This is a genomic window from Rhizobium sp. BK512, from assembly GCF_014194915.1.
Lineage (GTDB): Bacteria > Pseudomonadota > Alphaproteobacteria > Rhizobiales > Rhizobiaceae > Rhizobium.
The window spans coordinates 188,196-208,421 of record NZ_JACIAS010000010.1 but is presented as its reverse complement, the minus strand read 5'-3'; the positions used below and the strand labels follow the sequence as shown (position 1 = coordinate 208,421).

Annotated in this window: 21 protein-coding genes; 10 read left to right on the top strand and 11 right to left on the bottom strand. The window is 60.0% G+C overall.

All coding sequences use genetic code 11. The annotated features are described in order from the left end of the window. Positions 1-62: 62 nt before the first annotated feature. Together FHX06_RS30080 and FHX06_RS30075 are read left to right on the top strand one after the other, a co-directional pair. Complete coding sequence (locus FHX06_RS30080) at positions 63-1,118, top strand: sugar phosphate isomerase/epimerase family protein (protein ID WP_183881925.1); 1,056 nt, start codon at positions 63-65, stop codon at positions 1,116-1,118. 27 nt (positions 1,119-1,145) lie between these two features. Continuing rightward, positions 1,146-2,333, top strand: coding sequence for a Gfo/Idh/MocA family protein (locus FHX06_RS30075; protein WP_183881923.1), 1,188 nt, complete (start codon positions 1,146-1,148; stop codon positions 2,331-2,333). A gap of 80 nt (positions 2,334-2,413) precedes the next feature. Here FHX06_RS30075 and FHX06_RS30070 read toward each other — a convergent pair whose 3' ends face one another. After that, positions 2,414-2,821, bottom strand: a complete 408-nt coding sequence (locus tag FHX06_RS30070; RefSeq protein WP_183881921.1) for a DoxX family protein — start codon at positions 2,819-2,821, stop codon at positions 2,414-2,416. 243 nt (positions 2,822-3,064) lie between these two features. Between FHX06_RS30070 and FHX06_RS30065 the strand changes: the two genes are divergently transcribed. Continuing rightward, on the top strand, positions 3,065-4,438 hold the full coding sequence (locus tag FHX06_RS30065; RefSeq protein WP_183881919.1) for a GH1 family beta-glucosidase: 1,374 nt from the start codon (positions 3,065-3,067) through the stop codon (positions 4,436-4,438). Between the two features lie 38 nt (positions 4,439-4,476). Here FHX06_RS30065 and FHX06_RS30060 read toward each other — a convergent pair whose 3' ends face one another. Together FHX06_RS30060 and FHX06_RS30055 are read right to left on the bottom strand one after the other, a co-directional pair. After that, positions 4,477-4,941, bottom strand: coding sequence for a hypothetical protein (locus FHX06_RS30060; RefSeq protein WP_183881917.1), 465 nt, complete (start codon positions 4,939-4,941; stop codon positions 4,477-4,479). Continuing rightward, positions 4,938-5,429 carry a MarR family winged helix-turn-helix transcriptional regulator gene (locus tag FHX06_RS30055; protein ID WP_183881915.1) on the bottom strand — a complete coding sequence of 164 codons (492 nt, stop codon included), beginning with the start codon at positions 5,427-5,429 and terminating at the stop codon, positions 4,938-4,940. Before FHX06_RS30055 ends, FHX06_RS30060 begins: the two co-directional genes overlap by 4 nt. 172 nt (positions 5,430-5,601) lie before the next feature. Here FHX06_RS30055 and FHX06_RS30050 point away from each other — a divergent pair, with 172 nt between their 5' ends. Continuing rightward, the gene (locus FHX06_RS30050; protein ID WP_183881913.1) at positions 5,602-7,791 is read left to right on the top strand and encodes an EAL domain-containing protein; all 2,190 of its coding nucleotides are present in this window, start codon (positions 5,602-5,604) and stop codon (positions 7,789-7,791) included. Between the two features lie 8 nt (positions 7,792-7,799). On the opposite strand, the gene FHX06_RS30045 is transcribed toward FHX06_RS30050, so the two are convergent. From FHX06_RS30045 to FHX06_RS30030, 4 genes are all read right to left on the bottom strand, one after another. Beyond that, positions 7,800-8,729 (bottom strand): rhodanese-related sulfurtransferase, encoded by a 930-nt coding sequence (locus tag FHX06_RS30045; protein WP_183881911.1) that lies wholly within the window; start codon positions 8,727-8,729, stop codon positions 7,800-7,802. 75 nt (positions 8,730-8,804) lie between these two features. Beyond that, entirely contained in the window at positions 8,805-9,278 is a 474-nt protein-coding gene (locus FHX06_RS30040) for a VOC family protein (protein WP_183881908.1), read from the bottom strand. A 74-nt stretch (positions 9,279-9,352) separates the two neighbouring features. Next, positions 9,353-10,261, bottom strand: a complete 909-nt coding sequence (locus FHX06_RS30035) for a CHAD domain-containing protein (protein ID WP_183881906.1) — start codon at positions 10,259-10,261, stop codon at positions 9,353-9,355. Beyond that, the gene (locus FHX06_RS30030) at positions 10,239-10,727 is read right to left on the bottom strand and encodes a CYTH domain-containing protein (RefSeq protein WP_113211899.1); all 489 of its coding nucleotides are present in this window, start codon (positions 10,725-10,727) and stop codon (positions 10,239-10,241) included. The genes FHX06_RS30035 and FHX06_RS30030 overlap by 23 nt, the downstream gene beginning before the upstream one ends. Before the next feature lie 151 nt (positions 10,728-10,878). On the opposite strand from FHX06_RS30030, the gene FHX06_RS30025 reads away from it, so the two are divergent. The 3 genes from FHX06_RS30025 to FHX06_RS30015 all read left to right on the top strand — a co-directional run bounded on the left by FHX06_RS30025 (position 10,879) and on the right by FHX06_RS30015 (position 12,680). Next, a complete protein-coding gene (locus tag FHX06_RS30025; RefSeq protein ID WP_112544274.1) occupies positions 10,879-11,517 on the top strand; it encodes a 2-dehydro-3-deoxy-phosphogluconate aldolase in 639 nt (212 codons plus the stop codon). Positions 11,518-11,648: 131 nt separating this feature from the next. Next, positions 11,649-12,368, top strand: a complete 720-nt coding sequence (locus tag FHX06_RS30020) for a tellurite resistance TerB family protein (protein WP_113211900.1) — start codon at positions 11,649-11,651, stop codon at positions 12,366-12,368. A gap of 105 nt (positions 12,369-12,473) precedes the next feature. Then, positions 12,474-12,680 (top strand): hypothetical protein, encoded by a 207-nt coding sequence (locus FHX06_RS30015; RefSeq protein ID WP_113015563.1) that lies wholly within the window; start codon positions 12,474-12,476, stop codon positions 12,678-12,680. A gap of 2 nt (positions 12,681-12,682) precedes the next feature. Here FHX06_RS30015 and FHX06_RS30010 read toward each other — a convergent pair whose 3' ends face one another. From FHX06_RS30010 to FHX06_RS30000, 3 genes are all read right to left on the bottom strand, one after another. Continuing rightward, positions 12,683-13,753, bottom strand: a complete 1,071-nt coding sequence (locus tag FHX06_RS30010; RefSeq protein ID WP_183881904.1) for a nickel/cobalt transporter — start codon at positions 13,751-13,753, stop codon at positions 12,683-12,685. Beyond that, positions 13,747-14,388 carry a DUF1007 family protein gene (locus FHX06_RS30005; protein ID WP_112544268.1) on the bottom strand — a complete coding sequence of 214 codons (642 nt, stop codon included), beginning with the start codon at positions 14,386-14,388 and terminating at the stop codon, positions 13,747-13,749. Before FHX06_RS30005 ends, FHX06_RS30010 begins: the two co-directional genes overlap by 7 nt. A 101-nt stretch (positions 14,389-14,489) precedes the next feature. Further along, positions 14,490-15,383, bottom strand: a complete 894-nt coding sequence (locus tag FHX06_RS30000) for a LysR family transcriptional regulator (protein WP_183881902.1) — start codon at positions 15,381-15,383, stop codon at positions 14,490-14,492. A gap of 531 nt (positions 15,384-15,914) precedes the next feature. Between FHX06_RS30000 and odc2 the strand changes: the two genes are divergently transcribed. Next, entirely contained in the window at positions 15,915-17,048 is a 1,134-nt protein-coding gene (gene odc2, locus FHX06_RS29995) for an ornithine/lysine decarboxylase (protein WP_112544264.1), read from the top strand. A gap of 96 nt (positions 17,049-17,144) precedes the next feature. Continuing rightward, positions 17,145-17,735: a GNAT family N-acetyltransferase gene (locus FHX06_RS29990; RefSeq protein ID WP_183881900.1), complete on the top strand. Its 591-nt coding sequence runs from the start codon at positions 17,145-17,147 to the stop codon at positions 17,733-17,735. Between the two features lie 56 nt (positions 17,736-17,791). Here FHX06_RS29990 and FHX06_RS29985 read toward each other — a convergent pair whose 3' ends face one another. After that, the gene (locus tag FHX06_RS29985) at positions 17,792-18,757 is read right to left on the bottom strand and encodes an NAD-dependent epimerase/dehydratase family protein (protein WP_183881898.1); all 966 of its coding nucleotides are present in this window, start codon (positions 18,755-18,757) and stop codon (positions 17,792-17,794) included. A 298-nt stretch (positions 18,758-19,055) separates the two neighbouring features. Between FHX06_RS29985 and FHX06_RS29980 the strand changes: the two genes are divergently transcribed. Then, complete coding sequence (locus FHX06_RS29980; RefSeq protein WP_183881896.1) at positions 19,056-20,213, top strand: GGDEF domain-containing protein; 1,158 nt, start codon at positions 19,056-19,058, stop codon at positions 20,211-20,213. Positions 20,214-20,226 lie beyond the last annotated feature (13 nt).

Sequence of the window (20,226 nt, the reverse complement as noted above, 5' to 3'; positions counted from 1 at the left end):
TCGAACGGCGCGCTAAGATTTCTCGAAAACGTTTACGATCGATATTCAGGGAGGAAACTGACATGAAGACGATCAAGGGACCGGGCCTGTTCCTCGGACAGTTCGCTGGCGATTCCGCGCCTTTCAATTCATGGGACGCGATCACCAAATGGGCGGCCGATATCGGCTACAAGGGCGTGCAGGTTCCGACCTGGGCAAGCCAGCTCATCGACCTCAAGAAGGCGGCGACATCAAAGGATTACTGCGACGAATTCGCAGGCAAGGCACTTGAAAACGGCGTCGAGGTTACCGAACTTTCCACCCACCTGCAGGGTCAGCTCGTTGCCGTTCACCCGGCTTATGACGAAGCTTTCGACGGCTTCGCGGCGCCGGAAGTGCGCGGCAATCCGAAGGCCCGTCAGGAATGGGCCGTGCAGCAGGTCAAATACGCACTGACAGCGTCCAAGCATCTCGGCCTCAAGGCGCATGCGACTTTCTCGGGCGCGCTTGCCTGGCCTTTCATCTATCCCTGGCCGCAGCGCCCGGCCGGTCTCGTCGAGACCGCTTTCGACGAGCTTGCCCGCCGCTGGAAGCCGATTCTCGATCATGCCGATGAAAACGGCATTGACGTCTGCTACGAAATCCATCCGGGCGAAGACCTGCACGACGGCATCACCTACGAGATGTTCCTGGAGCGCGTCGGCAACCATCCGCGCGCCAACATGCTCTATGATCCCTCGCACTACGTTCTGCAGTGCCTCGATTACCTCGACAACATCGACATTTACAAAGACCGGATCAAGATGTTCCACGTCAAGGATGCCGAGTTCAACCCGACCGGACGTCAGGGCGTTTACGGCGGCTATCAGGGCTGGGTCGAACGAGCCGGCCGCTTCCGTTCGCTGGGTGATGGCCAGGTCGATTTCGGCGCCGTCTTCTCGAAGATGACCGCCAATAATTTCGACGGCTGGGCCGTGGTCGAGTGGGAATGTGCGCTGAAGCATCCGGAAGATGGTGCCCGCGAAGGCGCTGAGTTTGTTGCGGCCCACATCATCCGCGTCACCGAAAAGGCCTTCGACGATTTCGCTGCCGGCGGCACCGATCAGGCAGCCAACCGGCGCATGCTGGGTCTGTCGTAAGCGGATCAGGATTTCGAGGAGAAAATCATGGCAATCGAAGCATCATCCGAACAGGCCCGCGAGCCGCGCATCCGGCTTGGCATGGTCGGGGGCGGGGCAGGGGCCTTCATCGGCGCCGTTCACCGTATCGCGGCGCGTATCGACGATCAGTATGACCTGATCGCCGGCGCGCTGTCGTCGACGCCGGAAAAGGCTGCCCAGTCCGGTCGCGATCTCGGTCTCGATCCGTCGCGCACCTATTCCAGCTACCGGGAAATGGCGATCCGCGAAGCGAAGCTGAAGAACGGCATCGAAGCCGTTTCGATCGTGACGCCGAACCACGTCCATTATGACGCCGCCAAGGAATTCCTGCGCCGCGGCATCCATGTCATCTGCGACAAGCCGCTGACATCAAACCTTGCCGATGCCAAGAAGCTGAAGAAGGTTGCCGACGAGAGCGGTGCGCTCTTCATCCTGACACATAACTATACCGGCTATCCGATGGTTCGTCAGGCGCGCGAAATGGTTGCCAATGGCGAGCTCGGCGATATCCGTATCGTTCAGGCCGAGTATCCGCAGGACTGGTTGACCGAAGCGATCGAACAGTCCGGCCAGAAGCAGGCCGCATGGCGCACCGACCCGGCGCAGTCCGGCGTCGGCGGTTCGACCGGCGATATCGGCACGCATGCCTATAACCTGGCGTCCTTCATCACCGGTCTCGAACTCGACAGCCTTGCTGCCGATCTCGACAGCTTCGTGCCGGGCCGCCGTCTCGATGACAACGCCCATGTGATGCTGCGCTTCAAGGCCAAAGGTTCGGAAAAGCCGGCCAAGGGCATGCTCTGGTGCAGCCAGGTGGCACCGGGCCATGAGAATGGTCTCAAGGTGCGCGTTTACGGCACCAAGGGTGGTATCGAATGGGTTCAGGCCGATCCGAACTATCTCTGGTACACGCCGTTCGGCGAATCCAAGCGGCTGATTACCCGCAACGGCGCTGGCTCCGGCGCGGCCGCTGCCCGCGTTTCCCGCGTTCCATCGGGCCATCCGGAAGGCTATCTCGAAGCTTTCGCGACGATCTACACGGAAGCCGCACATGCCATCAACGCGCACAAGAGGGGCAAGGCGGTCGATAAGGCCGTGATCTACCCGACCGTCGATGACGGTGTGAAGGGTGTCGCCTTCGTCGAAGCCTGTGTGGCTTCATCCAAGCGCAACGGCGCCTGGGTCAAGGTCTGAGTTTACGCGCCGACCAGGCCCGTATGATCAAAAACGCCGGGGCGGTTCGATATCGCCCCGGCGTTTACGTTTTGTGGCAATCAGGCCGCAACCTCGGTACGGCCGCGCTTCAGCAGGTTATCGACGCTGAACGGGCCTGCGCCGGCAGCGACGATATAAAGCAGAACGAAGCAGAACAGGATGGCGGCGACACCACCGTTCTGTGCCGGAAAGAAGCTCTTCGATGCGTGGCCGATGAAATAGGCAAAGGCCATCAGGCCCGAAAGCACGAAAGCTGCGATGCGGGTCTGGAAGCCGATGAGTACTAGAAAGCCGAGCGTAAGTTCGAGGAGGCCGGCAATCCAGGGCAGCGATCCGACGGGCGGCACGCTTGCGGCAACCGGGAAATGCAGGATCTTCTGTGTTCCATAGCTGAAAAGCACGAGGGACGAGACGATACGCAGCAGGCTCAGCAGGTGGGGCTGCAGCAGGTGAATCGAAGAGAGCATTCGGTTCCTTTCATATTGTGATGCCCTTTCCGGTGTAAGGATCAAGATCGTGACAGCAAATCACGACTGCTGACATTGGCGTTATGACGGTGAGATGCCGGGTTCCGTGGCAGGCTTATTGCTGTTTTGTCACTCTTCCTGCAACGTTGCAGTTTTTCCTTCTGCCGGCCTGTACTTTGCCGTCAAGCTTGGCTAAACCCCGCGTAAACGGTCAGTCCACAACCTGAGAGATGGGATTTACAGATGATCGATCCGAAAACGCTTGCCGACCGCTTTCCCGGCGATTTCACGTTTGGTGTTGCCACCGCTGCCTTCCAGATCGAAGGCGCCAGCAAGGCCGATGGCCGCAAGCCGTCCATCTGGGATGCCTTCTGCAACATGCCTGGCCGCGTCCATAACCGCGACAACGGCGATGTTGCCTGCGACCACTATAACCGGCTGGAACAGGACCTCGATCTTATCAAGGATATGGGCGTCGATGCCTATCGTTTCTCGATCGCCTGGCCGCGCATCATCCCCGACGGCACGGGTCCGGTGAACGAGAAAGGCCTCGATTTCTACGATCGGCTCGTCGATGGCTGCAAGGCGCGCGGTATCAAGACCTTTGCGACGCTCTACCACTGGGATCTGCCGCTGCTGCTTGCCGGCGACGGTGGCTGGACGGCGCGTTCGACGGCCTATGCCTATCAGCGCTATGCCAAGACTGTCATGAGCCGCCTTGGCGACCGTCTCGACAGCGTCGCCACTTTCAACGAGCCGTGGTGCATCGTGTGGCTCAGCCACCTCTATGGCATTCATGCACCGGGCGAGCGCAACATGCAGGCCGCGCTTCACGCCATGCACTACATGAACCTGGCGCACGGCCTTGGCGTCGAAGCGATCCGTTCGGAAGCGCCCAATGTGCCTGTTGGTCTGGTGCTCAATGCTTCCTCGATCATTCCGGGCTCCGATAGGGCCGCCGATCTTGCTGCCGGCGAGCGTGCGCACCAGTTCCACAACGGCGCCTTCTTTGATCCGGTCTTCAAGGGCGAGTATCCGAAGGAATTCGTCGAAGCGCTCGGCGATCGCATGCCCGTGATCGAGGACGGCGATCTCAAGATCATCAGCCAGAAGCTCGATTGGTGGGGCCTCAACTATTACAAGCCGGAGCGCGTTGCCGACGATGCCAGCCGCAAGGGCGATTTCCCCTGGACGGTGGAAGCACCTCCGGCCAGCGACGTGAAGACCGATATCGGCTGGGAGGTCTATTCGCCGGGGCTCAAGCTGCTCGTCGAGGATCTCTACCGCCGCTACGAGCTGCCGGAATGCTACATCACCGAGAATGGCGCCTGCAACAATACCGATGTCGTCAATGGCGAGGTCGATGACGTGATGCGCCTGGACTATGTCAGCGACCATCTCAATGTCGTCGCCGACCTGATCAAGGACGGATATCCGATGCGCGGCTACTTTGCCTGGAGCCTGATGGACAATTTCGAATGGGCGGAAGGCTATCGCATGCGTTTCGGCCTCGTTCATGTCGATTATGGAACGCAGGTCCGTACGGTCAAGAAGAGTGGCAAGTGGTATCGCGAACTCGCCAGCCAGTTCCCGAAGGGCAACCACAAGGCCGTTTGACGCCAAGCATTTCGGCAGGGCATCGATGCCCTGCCGTTTCAGATCGCGTTCAACCTCTTTGTCGCAGCGAGACGTTTTCCTCTGCTCATTTTCCGCCCGTCGCGGAAATTGAGGGCAAGTAGCGTCAACTGCGTGGATCCGGCCAGCAGTTCAAGGGTCTGCATGGCGTAGAAAACACCGTCAAGCAGACCTTCATCCGCGCGACGGTAGAGCAGGATTGCCAGGGGCAAGAGGACCAGCAGCCCGTTTGCGGCAATGATCTTCATCCGCCAGCTCTTCCTGTCGATAGCCGGCGAATGGCGGCCACGGGCGAGCGAAAAGCCGCTGCCGCCAGTGATTGCGAGCGCCGGGATCAACAGACAGAGACCGGCAAGAATTGCTTTCTTGACGGCAAGAATTGCGGTCGCATCCAGAAGAAGCTCTGAAATCAGTGTTGCGGTCAGAAAGCCCGCAATCAGGATCATGGCGATTGTGCCCGCGCCGGCATGAACGAAGGTTTTCATTTCCGTTCCTCGCTTTCCGTGGCGTCTAGCGCCAGCCTTTGGTCGAACCTGCTCAGAAGATCGAGTGCCGCCTGTAATTCCGGTGCGTCTAGTCCGCGGGCCAGCGCATTGGCCCAGCCGGTATGAAGCGCTGATATCCTCGCGTAGCTCGCAGCGCCCTGGGGCGTCAGCACATAGAAGGGCGAGCGCTGATGGCGCGGGTTGGGCCGCCTTTCGACGAAGCCGTCTTCCTCCAGCTTGTTTACCTGCTTTTGGGCTCCCTGACGGGTCATGCCCATCATCTCCGCGATGGCGGGAACCGCGACATGACCGGAAGACAGCGAGATCGCTCCGAGCACCTGCCAGCGGGCGCTCGTGAGGTTGAGCGGTGCGCCGAGCCGGTCGCCACCGTCCAATAGTCGTCCGTTGATGCGGAAGATCATCAGCATGATGTCCGTCAGCAGGTCTACTTCGATCGTCCGCTTCAATATGCCGTTCTCCATTTGCATTGTGGAAACCAGTTACCATTATTGGAAACCAGTTGTCAATCTGTAAAAACATGCGGCATTCGAGTAAATCCTGAGCCGGATTCTCGATTGTTCTCATGATTTTAAGCGTTTCTTGACCCTTGACTGCGAAGATTTCTGGAACTGGGAGTTGTGTGAGTTGCCGGCAGTCTTGATGTCAAAAAACAATGGATCGGGTTTAGGCCGCCATACCACGGTCACTGGCGTGCTTTTTTCCTTCGCGGTCATTGTTGCTGTTGTCACCATCATGGTTTTGACGGCGCTGGAACGCGTCTCCGAAAATGCCAATGTGCTCGACGACGAGCGTTCGCGCGAAACCACCGTCGGCGCACTCAAGACCTTCGAAGACCAGCTTGCCGCGACGCTTGACGATTATGCCGCCTGGGATGATGCGGCTGCCAATGTCTACGCGCCGGAGGGCATGGCGTGGACGGTCAGCAATTACGGCGAGATGTCCCTCAACAGCCCTCTCTTCGACATGGCTATCGTCATTGATGACCAGAAGAAAACCGTCATGGCCTATCAGGACGGTTTGCCAATGCAGATGCCGGTAGACGATTTCTTCTCCCCCTCGCTTTGGCGGCTTCTGGACAAGGTTCGCGCACCTGATGCCGGCGAGAAGCCGCAGGCCACCGGTTTCATCAAGACTGCCAGGGGTATTGCCGCTGTCGGTATCGCGCTTGTGCGGCAGAAGTCGGGTGAGCTTGATATGCCCGACGGTCAGCATCGCTATCTGGTTTTCGCCCGGCATCTCGACGAGGACAAGATCTCCGCTCTCGGCACGACTTACGTCCTGAACGGGTTACGACTGGTGCCCGCAGATTTTGCCGCGGCCTATTCGGTGGAAATTGCAGATCCTGCTCGGGCGGTTCTCGGCAAGCTAGTCTGGGTGTCGCGTTCGCCCGGCGATGTTGGTTACGCGCAGGTGAGGCCCATGGTCATCCAGGCGCTTGGTCTTGTCGGCCTGTTCTTCGTCGTCCTCCTCATAATCGGTTGGATGACCGGCCGGCGGCTGAAGGCCGAGGAAAACAGCGCGCGCGAAGAAGCACTTCGAGATCGCCTGAGCGGTCTTTCCAACCGCGACGGCCTGGGGCTTGCCGTCGACCGCTTCGTTGCGGAAGCCCGGCAGACGAAGCGGAACGTGCTGCTCCTCTATCTCGATCTCGACGGCTTCAAGGAAGTCAACGACAGCTACGGGCACGGCACCGGCGACCAGTTGATCCGCGCTGTCGCGGCAGGACTGGACGTGCTGATCCCCGAGGACGCGGTGCTCGCCCGCATCGGCGGTGATGAGTTTGCAATCGCTTTCCTTTCGGATGCGGAGAATGCGGCCGCATTGCAGCTTGCGGAGCAGATCCTCGATTTCCTTGCTGAACCGCTCGAAGTCGGCCGCCGTATCGTCGTGGTCGGCGCCAGCATCGGCATTGCCATGTCATCGCTCGGTTCGATCGCCCGGGAGGAGCTGGTACGCCGCGCCGACCTCGCCATGTACAAGGCGAAGGAGGCCGGCCGCGCCCGCATGACACTTTACGATCCGGCCATGGATACCGATCGCGCGCAGCGCAACGCGCTGGAGCTCGATCTGCGCATGGCGATCGAAAGCGGCGATCTCACGCTTGCCTATCAGCCGCTCGTCGATGCCGCGACGCATGAGATGAATGGCGTGGAAGCGCTGGTGCGCTGGAACCGGCCAGGCCACGGTCCGGTTTCGCCCGAGGTTTTCATTCCGATCGCCGAGACCAGCGGACTCATCGAATCCCTCGGCCTTTTCGTGTTGCGCAAGGCCTGCGAAACGGCAAAGCAGTGGCCGGAACTGAAGATCTCGGTCAATGTTTCACCGGGCCAGTTCCGCAATCCGGCCTTCACCGATTATGTTCGCTATGTGCTGAAGCAGACGGACATCGAGGCCAGCCGCGTGACGCTTGAGATCACCGAAGGCTACATGATCCAGAATCCGCAGCGCACGCGCCAATCGATCGAACGATTGAAGTCGCTCGGCGTCAAGGTGGCGCTCGACGACTTCGGCTCCGGCTTCTCTTCGATTGGCTACCTGCGGCAGTTCGGCTTCGATCGCATCAAGATCGACCGCTCACTCGTGACCGATATTACCGGCGACAGCCGGCAGCGGGAGATGCTGCAGGCGACAGTAGCACTTGCCCGCGCGCTGGATATTCCGGTCACGGCCGAAGGCATCGAGACGGAAGAGCAGGCGGTTGCGTTGCGCCTCTTTGGCTGCGACAGTCTGCAGGGCTATTTCTTCGGCAAACCGATGACTGCCGACCACATCAATGACCGATTGCAGGAGCACCGCGAAGCACGGGTCCTGCGTCGGATCGCCGGCTAAACGTCGCGTTATGAACCTATGTGCTTCTGTCCGCGCTTCTTGGCGAGTGCGATCTGGTGCTGGCGCTGACGATAGCGCAGGCGGTCTTCTTCGCTGCGGCTGTGATAGCAATTGCTGCAGGAAACGCCTTCCTCGTAATGGGGCGAGGTGACTTCTTCTGCCGTGATCGGGTTGCGGCAGGCATGGCAGAGTTTGTGTTCGCCTTGCTTCAGGCCATGCTCGACTGAAACCCGCTCGTCGAAAACGAAGCAGGCACCATCCCAGAGGCTTTCTTCCTGCGGTACTTCCTCCAGATATTTTAGGATGCCGCCCTTGAGGTGATAGACTTCTTCGAAGCCCTGTTCCTTCATGAAGGCCGTTGCCTTCTCGCAGCGGATGCCGCCGGTGCAATACATCGCGATCTTCGGCTTGTTATGAAGGCCGGGATTATTGCGCACCCAATCCGGAAACTCGCGGAAGGTCTTGGTCTTGGGGTCCACGGCGCCGCGGAAGACGCCGATTGCCGTCTCGTAGTCGTTGCGGGTGTCGATGACGATCGTATCGGGATCGGAGATCAGCGCGTTCCAATCAACGGGATTGATATAGGTTCCGACCACCTTATTGGGGTCGATATTCTCGACGCCCATGGTGACGATTTCCTTTTTCAGCTTCACCTTCATCCGCAGGAAAGGCATTTTCGAAGCATGGCTTTCCTTGTGCTCGAGCGCGGAAAATTCCGGCTGGGCCCGCAGGAAAGCGAGCACGGTCCGGATGCCGGCATCCGGCCCTGCAATCGTCCCGTTGATGCCTTCATGGGCGAGGAGCAGCGTGCCCTTGACGCCATTCTCTTCACAGAGCGCCTGTAGCGGCGGCTGCAGGCTTTCGTAACGCGGCAGCGAGACGAAATGGTAAAGTGCGGCCACGAGGAACGGGCTTGTCTGGATCGCATTGTCGGTCATGCGCGTGGAAATACAGAATATGCCGGGCCTGCGCAATGATATTACGCAAGTCCGCTGCCGTGTCGCCATAGTCTGTCAGCGCGCTTTCCATTCGGTATAGGAGCGCATGCCGAAAGCGGCATCCGGTTCGTCATCGAGCACGCTCAGGAATTCGATGGAGTGTCCGTCGGGATCGTTGAAATAGAGTGACAACGCCGGCACCCAACCGATGACGATCGGTTCGGTGACTGGCTCCCCGTGAAAGCCGTGTGGCGTCAGGCCCTTGCCGATCAGCAGCGCCGGCGCCTGCATCATTTCTTCCTGCGACAGGCGGAACGCCATGTGCAAGCGCATCTTCAAGGGGCCGGTGCCAGTTTCCCAGAGGCCGAGCATGGCGTTCCTCTTGCCGTTCACCCAGAAGAAGGCAATGCGGCGCTGGGGAAATTCGGCGGCGAACTCCAGGCCCAGAATATCGCGATAGAAAGTAGTGGAAGTCTTCAGATCGGCGACGGTGAGATGGGTTTCGTAGATGCCCTGGATTTGCGGTTTCATGGCTGTGTCAGCAGACATATCGTCCTCAGGAGGTTGATTGACCGACTGAGGCTAGGATCTCAACCAATGTTGAGGTCAACAGGTGAAATGCATCAATTGCGGATCGAGACCCAGAGGATCTCGAGACGCTGCGCTTCGTCATCGGGATCATCGCCGTAGAGCGTTTCGGCGCTGAGCAACGTTTCGCGCCGATCCTCCTGCTGACGGAAGATGATGGCATCCAGCAGATGGGCGAGATCGTCGTTGCGGGTGAAGAGCTGCGGCTCTGCCTCAACGAGACCCGAAAGTACGGAGAGATCGTTGATGTGTCCGAGCCGTTCGACGAGGTCCTTGGCGAAGTCGCGTTTGGCCTTCATCGCACTCGGCCAGAGATCGCGCAGGAGCGCATGGTAAAGGCGATAGTCGTAGGTGCGCTTGCGCAGTTCGTGAAAGTCATCGGCTGTCGCATCTTCATGGCAGGCATCCAGCGCTTTCCTGGCGCGCGACGCCGTCCGGCGCCAGCTCTTTGCCAGCGCGCGGGCATTCTTGCGATGGCTCTTGTCGAAGGTGATATCATCGAGTGCCGCGATCGCTTCCCGCAAGGCGTCGGCAGCGTCGTGCAGCCGTTGTTCGAGGCCGCTCTCAGCCTCCGCCATCCAGTCGCGCCGGGCCTCCAGGATAGAAACGATGCGACCGAGCGCCTCGGCTTCTTCCAGGTTGCGGGCATTGTCCTGCAGGTAACGCGCGGTATCGACGATCGCTGCGGCATCGCGGATGGTGGAGAGCGACCTGGCAGTGTCCCTCAATCGCGCGTTCTCTCGCTTCTGGAAATCCGGCACGTCAGAGGACACGAGGCGATAGAGCGAACGCAGCCGCTTGATGTTCTTGCGGAAAGCGTGAATCGCCTCATGGGCGCCTTCCGGCTGTTCCTGCAGAACGGTGATGGCACGCGTGAGTTGCTCCTCGGCCGCGCTTCGGAACTCGTCGGTAAAATCGGCCTCAGGCCGTATGCGATAGCCCATGCCTGTCGTGCTCGAATTCTGTAGCAAGCGCCTGATTGGAATAGCGGAAGTCGCCCGTCACTTCGCGGCCGAGCCAGGCGGGCAGGGGAGGATTGTCAGTTTCGGCCTGCATCTCGACTTCGGCGATGACGAGGCCGCGATGGGCGCCGCCAAAGACATCGACTTCCCAGACGAAACCTTCATGGGGGACGCGGTAACGCGTCTTTTCGATGACGATGCCGATAGCGTTTTCCAGCAGTTCCTCGGCGTCGGAGACGGGGATTTCATACTCGAATTCGTCGCGGGTGAGGGTGCTGCGGCCGATCTTCATCGTCAGACGCGCAGTCTTCTCGTCAAGGATGCGAATTCGTACAGAGCGGTCGTCCATCGAGGCGACGTAGCCCTGCTTCAGGACCGATTTGGACTCGACAGCGGAGCGCCATGCTTCGCCGCGTACGAGGAACTTCCGTTCGATCTCTTTCGCCATACGAATGAACCTTTTGTGACGGTCGGGGTACGCTACCCCAATTTATAGTGATTTAATACCCGTCTTGTCGCACGGGCTGGTTTTATCTCGACAAGCCCTTGTGAGGGCGCTATTCGAAAGCCGATTTCAATCGTTTAAGGGAACCGTGGCCATGGGCGAGAAGACAGAGAAACTCCTTTCTATTCTGAAACTCCAGCCCGTCGTTCCGGTTCTGATCGTCGATGACGCCAAGTCGGCCGTGTCGCTTGCCCGCGCACTCGTTGCAGGTGGTCTCAAGGCCATCGAGATCACCATGCGCACCCCGGCTGCTCTCGATGCCGTGCGCGCGGTCGCCGCTGAAGTGGAAGGTGCTGAAGTCGGCGCCGGCACGATCCTCAATGCTGCTCACTGGGAAGCCGCCGTGCAGGCTGGCTCCAAGTTCATCGTCAGCCCAGGCACGACCCAGGAGCTTCTGGATGCTGCAGCCGATTCACCGGTGCCGTTGCTGCCGGGCGCTGCGACAGCAAGCGAAGTCATGGCTTTGCGCGAAGAAGGCTATCAGGTGCTGAAGTTCTTCCCGGCCGAGCAGGCCGGCGGTGCTGCCTATCTGAAGGCGCTGTCGTCGCCGCTCGCCGGCACGTTCTTTTGCCCGACCGGCGGTATCTCGCTCAAGAATGCCAATGACTATCTGTCGCTACCGAACGTCATCTGCGTTGGCGGTTCATGGGTCGCGCCGAAGGAACTGGTTGCTGCTGGCGACTGGGCAGGCATTACCAAGCTTGCTTCCGAAGCTTTTGCGCTGAAGGGCTGAGTTCTCGAGGCCGTCCGGTTTTGAAAGCTTGCAGGTTTTGAACGAGGGTGGCCATGCCGCCCTCGTTTGTATTTCGGCAGTCGCAAACCTATGTTCTCCTCCAGCCTCTAAAACAGGGAGAAGCAGAGGACATGTTCGACGCGAAGAAACTACTCGACCAGTTTCTGGGATCGCAGATCCCGGGTGTGGGCGGCAGCGTACGCGACCGTGCCGGCGACGCGATCCAGGTGGCGAAGGATAATCCATTAAAGACCGGTGCGCTTGCCGCTGTGCTTCTCGGTACCAAGACCGGCCGCAGTATCGCAGGCAATGCCGTTACCATCGGCGGTCTCGCAGCCATTGCGGGCCTCGGCTATCAGGCCTGGAAGAACTATCAGGCAGGGCAGGCGCCTGCAGCACCCTCCGATGCGCCGACGGCAAACAATCCCGTTCTCCTGCCTCCGCCTGCAGAATCCGGCTTCGGTACGGCCTCACCAGCGACCAGCAATGAGTTCGTACTGGTTCTTATCCGCGCCATGATCGCTGCTGCCAAGGCCGACGGTCATATCGACGATGCGGAACGCGTCCTCATCATGGACAAGGTCAAGGCCGCGGACATCAGCGGCGAGGCAGCGAGCTTCATCGAACGTGAGCTTTCGGAGCCGACCGATATCGATGCGCTTGTCGCGGCGGCGGTGACGGAGGAGCAGAAAGTCGAGCTCTACACCGCCTCGCGCCTGACGATAGAGCCGGATTCACGGGCCGAACGCGGCTATCTCGATCTGCTTGCGGGCCGGCTCGGCCTGCCCGATCAGCTGGTCGATCACATCGAAGCGACGGTTTCCTCTGCCAAGGTCACTCTCTCACAGTGATCTTGAGAACTCGCAGCAATCTGCGGGTCCAGTGACATCAGGGCCGGTTGCCTTTGCGGGGCGGCTGGCCTATCCACTCCCGGACAAGAGGAGTGACCCATGGCCATGAGCCCGGAAAGCCGTTCGCAGGCGATTGCAGCCGCTATCATTCTGGTTTGTGCCGGGCTGGTGATCTATTTCCTGCCGACCATCGTGCTGTGGATCGGCAGTTTTTCGCCGATATTGGCAGTCATCGTCGGCGTCTGCCTGCTGATGTGTTTCTTCGGCATATTTTGGCTGCGAGCACGCTACCAGCGCAGCAGAAAGCCGTGAGGCTATCCCTGCAGGGAGGCTCCGAGCAACAATATACCCATCAGGATCACAAGAAGCGCGCCTGCTATCTCGATCGTATTGCCGATCCAGATTGAGGCGAACGAACCACGGCCGGCGAGGCGTACGGCCGTGCTCTTGGCCGTCACGGCGAGCGTGGCAAGAATCGCAACGGTAATGGCGGTGCCAAGCGACATAGCGACGACCGAGAGCACGCCGCCAAGATAAAGCCCGTTCAACAGCGAGAAGGTCATGACCAGCAATGCGCCGGAGCAGGGGCGTAAGCCCACAGCGATAACGGCAGACCACGCCTCACGGGCGCTGAACTTGTCGCCGCTGACCAGCGAGGGATCGGGCAAGTGCGAATTGCCGCAGGTCTCGCAGACCATGCCCGGCACGTAGGTATGGCCCGGGTCCACGGCCTGCGCCTTGCCGTTGAAGCTGAAACTGGCGCTCTGGCGCTCGCTCGCATTGTCCTTCCAGTCCAGCATCATGCTGACGGGCCCCGCCGGCGTTGCCATGAGCCGGCGACGCGGCAGTTGACCAGCCATCGAGCGTAGCTTGCGGAAAAGCAGCCAGCAGCCGAAAAGGATGACCATCACGAAGCTTGCGATTTCCATGGCCTGTGTTGCCATGGTCAGCGTGATGCCGGTGCCGCGCAGCACCAGCCACGCGGCGCCGACGAGCACGACGGCCATGACGCCCTGGACGAAGGCTGAGATGAAGGAGATGACGACGCCACGTCGAAGCTCGACTTCGTTGGCGATCATGTAGGATGAGATGACGGCTTTGCCGTGGCCCGGGCCGGCGGCATGAAACACGCCATAGGCGAAAGAAAGACCGATCAGCGAGGATAGTTGCCAGGGGTCTTCGCGCATGGCTTTCAGCGCGCCGGTCAGCGCGCGATAGAAGGCTTGCTGCTCGTAGTTCACGTACAGGAAAAGAGGTGCCAGCGGCCCGCCCGTCGGCTGGAAGCTTGGCTCCGCCGTGCCGATGCCAAGCGGCGATTGCGCATGGGCGGCGGTGGCCACGACGGTGAGCGCAAGCAGGGCAAGGGGCAGGCGTTTTATCAGCATGTGACCTCCAGCCGTGTGGCGAAGAGCTTCGACATATTGGTGCCGGTTGGATCGTTGAAGAAAGCGTCGGTCAGTGACTGCTTGTTTTCCGAAATTACCTCGTCCGCGTCCGGGCGCACGACCGCGTGCTTGCAGGTCTTGAAGCCGTCGCCGACCACGGCGAGTTCGTTGTCGGTCGGGAAGTCGATCGAGGTATAGAGCGTCGGATCATAGACGCCGAAAGTCAGCTTGCCTTTCAGCGGCATCTTCTCCACCGGCTTGACGGCGAAGAACATCAGGAGCTGCCCTTCCTTGTAGTCGACATGGATGATTTCGGGCTTTTCGACTTTTATGTTTTTCCCGTCGATCGTCAGGTTCATGTAGTAGTCGTAATCTGCAAGCGAATCCCGAACGGTCTTGCCCACTTCGGCAAGCTCGTTCGGCTCCAGCTTCAGATCGGTATTCTTGTCGAAGTCCATGACGACGGAGGAGGAGAAGACCTCGTCGAAGCGCCAGACGTTGCGCAACTCCTGAATGCTGCCGTCAGGGGCTGCGACAACCTCGAGCCTTGCTTCCACGAAAATATGCGGATGGGCGAAGGCGGTGGCGGGGGCCAGTGACAAAAGCCCAGCCGTCAATAGTGTCGATCGTTTCATGCTGCCCCGCTGCCCTGTTCGGTTGGGGTGATTTTCTCACCAGAAAATGGGACGGAATTGGGACCGGACCTGCGACGCTTGGGCACGTCCATCCACTGACGTCAGGGATGTTTCTTGAACCAGTTAGAGAGGTAGTCGACGAAGATCCTGACCTTCGCCGGCAGATAGCGCCGGTGGGGATAGACGGCATAGATGCCACGGTCAGTCGGAATATAGTCATTGAACAAGGTCACCAGCCTTCCGTCCTCGATCGGTTTGCGAGCGATGAAGTCTGGAATCAGCGCAATACCGATCCCCGACAGCGCGGCGCGCAATGTCGCGTGCGGGCTGTTGACTTCCATCGGGCCGGAAACTGCGACCGCAAAGGAGGTGCTGTCGGGATCGTAGAAGCGGATGCTTGCCTGGTTGCGGGAATTGGTATCGACGATGAAGGGCACGTTGGAGATATCGCTCGGGTGCTCGATGTTTGGGTAGCGTTCGAGGAATTCCGGGGTGGCGCAGATATGGACGCGGAAATCGGAGATCTTGCGGGCAATCATACCGGAATCTTCGAGTTTGGTGACGCGGACGGCGACGTCGAAGCCTTCCTCGATCAGGTCGACGAAACGGTCGTCGGCGGCGATCTCCAGTTGCAGGTTCGGATTCTCCTTGGCGAAATCGATCAGGGACTGTCCGACATCGGCATCGACGAAAGTGCGTGGCACGGAAACCTTGAGGCGCCCCTTCAGCTGCGCGTTGTTCTCGCGCACGAGATCAGCGAGGTTGTCGATCTCCTTCAGGATGTCGGAAGCGGTGCGATAATAGGTATGGCCGGCCTCGGTCATGGAGAATTGCCGGGTGGTGCGATTGAGCAGAAGCGCGCCGAGCTCATCCTCCAGTTCACGCACGTATTTCGAGAGCAGCGCCTTGGAGCGCCCGGTACGACGCGCCGCGGCGGAAAAGCCTTCTGCTTCAACAACATCGATGAAGGCACGTATGCGGGTCAGGGTGTCCATGGGCGGTCCTCCAAATCTGTTGAATGAGGTTGAACAAATTGTCCTTCATCGTTCAATTATCTTTTTTGGGCCGCAGGGCAAAATTTCTCTTGATTGTGAAGGCGAATATTCTTATTTCCCACTCAGCCCAAAGTCGCACGTGCCCATGGGTGTCCGCCGAACCCTCGAATTGGTGAGGAAATCGGTAAGGTACCTGGAATTAACCCCTCCAGTCGCTATTCCGGCCAACCGGAAAATGCGAGGACGCCTGAAGCAACGACGGTGCGGGCCTTTTTGTTCTCTCCCTGCTTTCCATCAGCGGGGGTTACTGAAGAGGCACACCTTCATTGCCGGAAGTGCGGCAGGGATATTCCCTCCAATCCATGGCAGACAAAGCCGAACCCATACCGCATTCGCGGCGTTGGTTCACTATCCGCGCATCAAGCGCCGTCAAGGATCCGGGGTCTCCACCGGCTGGTTCCTGAGCGGTTCTTGCATGCCCTTTGTCCTCCGGTTGACGCCGGAGCTCTGGAATTGGAAGAGGGAATCGATATGACCACCCAGCGCATCCGCGACTTTCTCGCAACCCGACGTCCCGACGGTCCCTGCCTCGTGGTTGACCTCGACGTCGTCAAAGACAATTTCCACGCCTTCCGTCACGCCATGCCGGACAGCGCGATCTATTACGCCGTCAAGGCAAACCCGGCTCCGGAAGTCCTGAAGCTGCTCGCAGGCCTCGGCTCCAACTTCGATTGCGCGTCCGTCGCAGAAATCGAAATGGCGCTCGAAGCCGGTGCGACCGCGGCCCGTATCTCCTACGGCAACACGATCAAGAAGGAACGCGACGTTGCCCGTGCGCATGCACTCGGCGTCAGCCTCTTCGCAGTCGACAGCCATGAAGAAGTCGAGAAGATTTCCCGCGCTGCTCCGGGCGCGCGCGTTTTCTGCCGCGTTCTGACCGATGGCGAAGGTGCTGAATGGCCGCTGTCGCGCAAGTTCGGCTGCGTTCCGCAGATGGCCGTCGACGTTCTCGTCTACGCTCATCAGCTCGGCCTGCAGTCTTACGGCGTGTCGTTCCATGTCGGCTCGCAGATGACCAAGGTCGATGCCTGGGATTCAGCTCTGGCCGATGCCAAGCGCGTCTTCGTCCAGCTTGCCAAGCAGGGTATCCACCTGCAGATGGTCAACATGGGCGGCGGCTTCCCGACCAAGTACCTGCGCGACGTTCCGTCGGCAGAAGCTTACGGCAAGTCGATCTACCAGGCGCTGCGCACGCATTTCGGCAACCAGATCCCGCAGACGATCATCGAGCCGGGCCGTGGCATGGTCGGCAATGCAGGCGTGATCAAGGCTGAAGTCGTTCTGATTTCGAAGAAGTCTGACAATGACGACGCTCGCTGGGTCTTCCTCGACATCGGCAAGTTCGGCGGTCTCGCCGAAACCATGGACGAGGCCATCCGCTACCCGATCCGCACCGAGCGTGACGGCGACGAGATGGAGCCCTGCGTGATCGCCGGCCCGACCTGCGACTCGGCCGACGTGCTGTACGAAAAGAACCTCTATCCGCTGCCAATGTCTCTGACGATCGGCGACGAGGTTCTGATCGAAGGCACCGGCGCTTACACGACGACCTACTCGGCGGTCGCTTTCAACGGCTTCGAGCCGCTGAAGGCCTACGTCATCTAAGGTCTTGTTTCCGCCAGCCCCGTGACCAGCCGGGGCGGCAAATTCACAATTCTCCGAAGTCACCGCTGATAACGGTATTGGGTACGGGAGGCCAAGATGGCCGCTGTTCTTGATTCTGTCCGCGCATTCTTTGCGCCTGTTACTTTTACCATCGACGCGGAAAATCCGTCCGACGTCGTCGCTCGCGAAACCCTGCTCGATCGTGTCATGGGTCCGGAACGCCGCAAGAAGTCGTCGGAAGCGATCCGTCGCAACCGCGTGCCGGCCGAAGGCCTGGCGCTCGTCGCCCGCGATCGCGACGGCCGTGTGATCGGCACGGTTCGTCTGTGGAATGTTGAGGCCGGTATCAACCAGGAAGGCTCGGCCCTCGACGCGCTGCTGCTCGGCCCACTCGCGGTCGACGGCAAGCATGGTGGAAAGGGCATCGGCTCGGCGCTGATGCGCGCAGCACTTCTCGAAGCAAAGAACCGTGGTCACGGCGCAGTCCTGCTCGTCGGCGACGCGGAATATTACGAGCGTTTCGGCTTTTGCGCCGAGAAGGCTCGTCACCTCGTCATGCCCGGCCCCTTCGAACGCTCTCGCTTTCTGGCGCTTGAGTTCGTCGGGGGCTGGCTTGGCGGCGCAGCCGGTATGATCGTCCCGTCGGGGCGCATGCTGGCCAGTGCACCGGTCCGGAAGGCGGCCTGACCGGCAAGCCCCCCCATCTCCGGGAGGGGCTTTTTTGTTTCAGGGGTTCTGATCGCTCAGGCAGCCTTTGCGTCGACCCTGCCATTGTCGATCAGCCAGCGGACAGCTTCCTGCACCGCTTGCAGCGAGCTGTGCCGCGGCGTGAATCCGAGTAGCCGGCGGGCTTTTTCCATCGAGCAGTTGGGGCTGCGGGCAACATGTTCCCAGGTGGCTTTCGCCTCTTCCGGGTGCTGTCTTTCCGCCCAGGCTTCGTAAGGGAGGAACTCCAGCCTGGCTTCCTTGCCGAACCAGGCGGCCATGGCTTCGGCATAACCGCGCAGCGTTACCGCTTTTTCCGAAACTGCATGGAATGCCTCGCCGAATGCGGCCTGCGGTTTTGCGATGGCCGCCATGAAGAGTTCGGCAATGTCGTCGGCATGGACGTGATGCACGGTTTCCATGCCGAAATTTGGCAGAGCCAGTATTTCGCCGCGCGCCAGCGTCGCGAATACGTCGGGATTGAAATGACCTGCCGGGTTCAGCGGATTCCAGCCAGGGCCGACAATATGGCCCGGATGGATAAGGGTTACAGGGAAATTCCTCTCCCGCGCCATCCCGAGCAGATAGGATTCGATCGCGGCTTTATTCACGCCATAGTCACCAAAAGGCTTCTTCGGCGCCTCCTCCGGGGTTGGCACCACAGCCGAGAAACCGTGCGTCCAGATCGTGCCGGTATGAAGAAAATGGCTGACATGGCCTTCGAGGGCAGTCACGAGTTGTTTGTTGCTGTCAGGCGTGAAGCAGATCATGTCGATGACGATCTCGCCTCCCAGCGCGCGAACCTCGTGGCCGAAGCGGCCCTCCGCCTCGAGCGCCGCACGATCCAGGCGCCTGATATCGACACGGTTCCACGCGTCGCTCGCCTTGTAGGGCGTGGCCGCGCCCCGGCTGATCGCCACTACCTCATGGCCGGCCTCGACAAGGCGGGGCACGAGATAGGTGCCGACATGTCCTGTTGCTCCAATGACGACGACGCGAGCCATGCTGTCTCCTCCAGATGCGCGTTTGGGCTTGTGCGGTACTATGTCGTGCCGCTTCGCGGGACTGCAAGTGGCCAGTGCGCGGATCATGAAGTTCCCCGTCCGCGTGAATCGCCGAGCCGGCCTTCGGCGTGCAATGGCAGTCGGGATTTGCTGCATTGCCTGATGGCGGAGATCACCGGTATGGTGTGCGCCGCCTGACGCAGAGAACTGGCGGTCGCTAAATTTTTAGCGAAGCGTCCAATCAAACTGCAAATCGCTTCCTGTAGGGTTCGCGGCGTGGGACTTCGGGACAGGCTCGATGCTGCTGGATCTGCGGACAATTTATTTCATCGTTGCTGTGAGCTGCGTTGTTCTGAGCGCGCTCCAGTTCGCCGCCTATGCGACCGGCCGTTTCGAACGCTGGCCGCTGTGGTGGGGCGCCAGCAACCTGCTCGTCGGCATCGGCTCCTTCCTCGTCGCGCTGCGCAATCTCGTTCCCTATTATGTCTCCATCGATGCGGGCAACGTGCTGACCATCGTTGGCTACATGCTGATGTTCTTTGCTGTCCGCGCCTTTGCGGGACATCCGATCGACCGGCGCTATTCCTGGATCGTGATCGTCTTCGGCAGCCTGCCGGTAGCACTCTTTATCAGCGATCCGGCGGCGATATCCGAACGCCTGCTCTATGTTTCGGTAATCTGCTGTCTTTGTGACCTGACCATCGTGAGGGAGGCGGCAGGTATCGCCCGCCGTGAGAAACTCTATTCGGCTGCTATTCTTTGCGGACTTTATGTTGCGACTGCAGCCATCTTCGCGGTTCGTAGTTTTCTGGCCGCCACCGGTGATATCGGTGGGCCGGACCCATTCGGGGGCAGTATCATCCATAGCTGGATGGCAGTATCGGCCGTGGCCTTCATCATGCTGCGCAGTATGGCCATGGTGCTGATGGCGGCCGAGCGGAGCCGTAATCAGATCATCGAGCTTGCTCATCACGATCCGCTGACCGGGACGCTCAACCGCAGCGGCCTTGCCCAGCATGTGCCGTCGCTTGCCAGTGAGCCGGTCTCATTGCTCATCATCGATGTCGACAATTTCAAGCAGTTGAACGACCGGCACGGTCACGCCGCCGGTGACGAGGTCTTGCGGCTTTTCGCGAACGTGTCGAAGGCCATCCTGCGGTCAGCCGATCTGCTTGCGCGACAGGGTGGGGATGAATTCCTGGCAGTGCTGCGGAATGTCGATCGGGACGAGGCAGTCGCAATTGCCAATCGCATCCGTCTTTCCTTCGCAGCAACGGTGATGCAACTGCCGGATCTTGCGATCTTTCCGACGCTCAGCATTGGTGTTGCGACGCGCTGCGAAAACACCGTGGATTTCGAGCGACTGACGCAAATGGCGGATGAGGCGCTCTATCGCTCGAAGCGCGAGGGTCGCAACCGGGTCGAAGTGTCAGGCGAAAGCCAGCAGGCTGCTTAAACTCGGTCGGCGT

Bases quoted from the DNA above. Each gene is read 5' to 3' on its own strand.
- FHX06_RS29990 (WP_183881900.1), top strand. From the start codon at position 17,145: ATGGCCGCTGTTCTTGATTCTGTCCGCGCATTCTTTGCGCCTGTTACT.
- FHX06_RS30055 (WP_183881915.1), bottom strand. From the start codon at position 5,429: ATGCAAATGGAGAACGGCATATTGAAGCGGACGATCGAAGTAGACCTG.
- FHX06_RS30015 (WP_113015563.1), top strand. From the start codon at position 12,474: ATGAGCCCGGAAAGCCGTTCGCAGGCGATTGCAGCCGCTATCATTCTG.
- FHX06_RS30030 (WP_113211899.1), bottom strand. From the start codon at position 10,727: ATGGCGAAAGAGATCGAACGGAAGTTCCTCGTACGCGGCGAAGCATGG.
- odc2 (WP_112544264.1), top strand. From the start codon at position 15,915: ATGACCACCCAGCGCATCCGCGACTTTCTCGCAACCCGACGTCCCGAC.
- FHX06_RS30070 (WP_183881921.1), bottom strand. From the start codon at position 2,821: ATGCTCTCTTCGATTCACCTGCTGCAGCCCCACCTGCTGAGCCTGCTG.
- FHX06_RS30075 (WP_183881923.1), top strand. From the start codon at position 1,146: ATGGCAATCGAAGCATCATCCGAACAGGCCCGCGAGCCGCGCATCCGG.
- FHX06_RS30080 (WP_183881925.1), top strand. From the start codon at position 63: ATGAAGACGATCAAGGGACCGGGCCTGTTCCTCGGACAGTTCGCTGGC.
- FHX06_RS30020 (WP_113211900.1), top strand. From the start codon at position 11,649: ATGTTCGACGCGAAGAAACTACTCGACCAGTTTCTGGGATCGCAGATC.
- FHX06_RS30045 (WP_183881911.1), bottom strand. From the start codon at position 8,729: ATGACCGACAATGCGATCCAGACAAGCCCGTTCCTCGTGGCCGCACTT.
- FHX06_RS30010 (WP_183881904.1), bottom strand. From the start codon at position 13,753: ATGCTGATAAAACGCCTGCCCCTTGCCCTGCTTGCGCTCACCGTCGTG.
- FHX06_RS29985 (WP_183881898.1), bottom strand. From the start codon at position 18,757: ATGGCTCGCGTCGTCGTCATTGGAGCAACAGGACATGTCGGCACCTAT.
- FHX06_RS30065 (WP_183881919.1), top strand. From the start codon at position 3,065: ATGATCGATCCGAAAACGCTTGCCGACCGCTTTCCCGGCGATTTCACG.
- FHX06_RS30040 (WP_183881908.1), bottom strand. From the start codon at position 9,278: ATGTCTGCTGACACAGCCATGAAACCGCAAATCCAGGGCATCTACGAA.
- FHX06_RS30060 (WP_183881917.1), bottom strand. From the start codon at position 4,941: ATGAAAACCTTCGTTCATGCCGGCGCGGGCACAATCGCCATGATCCTG.
- FHX06_RS30005 (WP_112544268.1), bottom strand. From the start codon at position 14,388: ATGAAACGATCGACACTATTGACGGCTGGGCTTTTGTCACTGGCCCCC.
- FHX06_RS30035 (WP_183881906.1), bottom strand. From the start codon at position 10,261: ATGGGCTATCGCATACGGCCTGAGGCCGATTTTACCGACGAGTTCCGA.
- FHX06_RS29980 (WP_183881896.1), top strand. From the start codon at position 19,056: ATGCTGCTGGATCTGCGGACAATTTATTTCATCGTTGCTGTGAGCTGC.
- FHX06_RS30000 (WP_183881902.1), bottom strand. From the start codon at position 15,383: ATGGACACCCTGACCCGCATACGTGCCTTCATCGATGTTGTTGAAGCA.
- FHX06_RS30025 (WP_112544274.1), top strand. From the start codon at position 10,879: ATGGGCGAGAAGACAGAGAAACTCCTTTCTATTCTGAAACTCCAGCCC.
- FHX06_RS30050 (WP_183881913.1), top strand. From the start codon at position 5,602: ATGTCAAAAAACAATGGATCGGGTTTAGGCCGCCATACCACGGTCACT.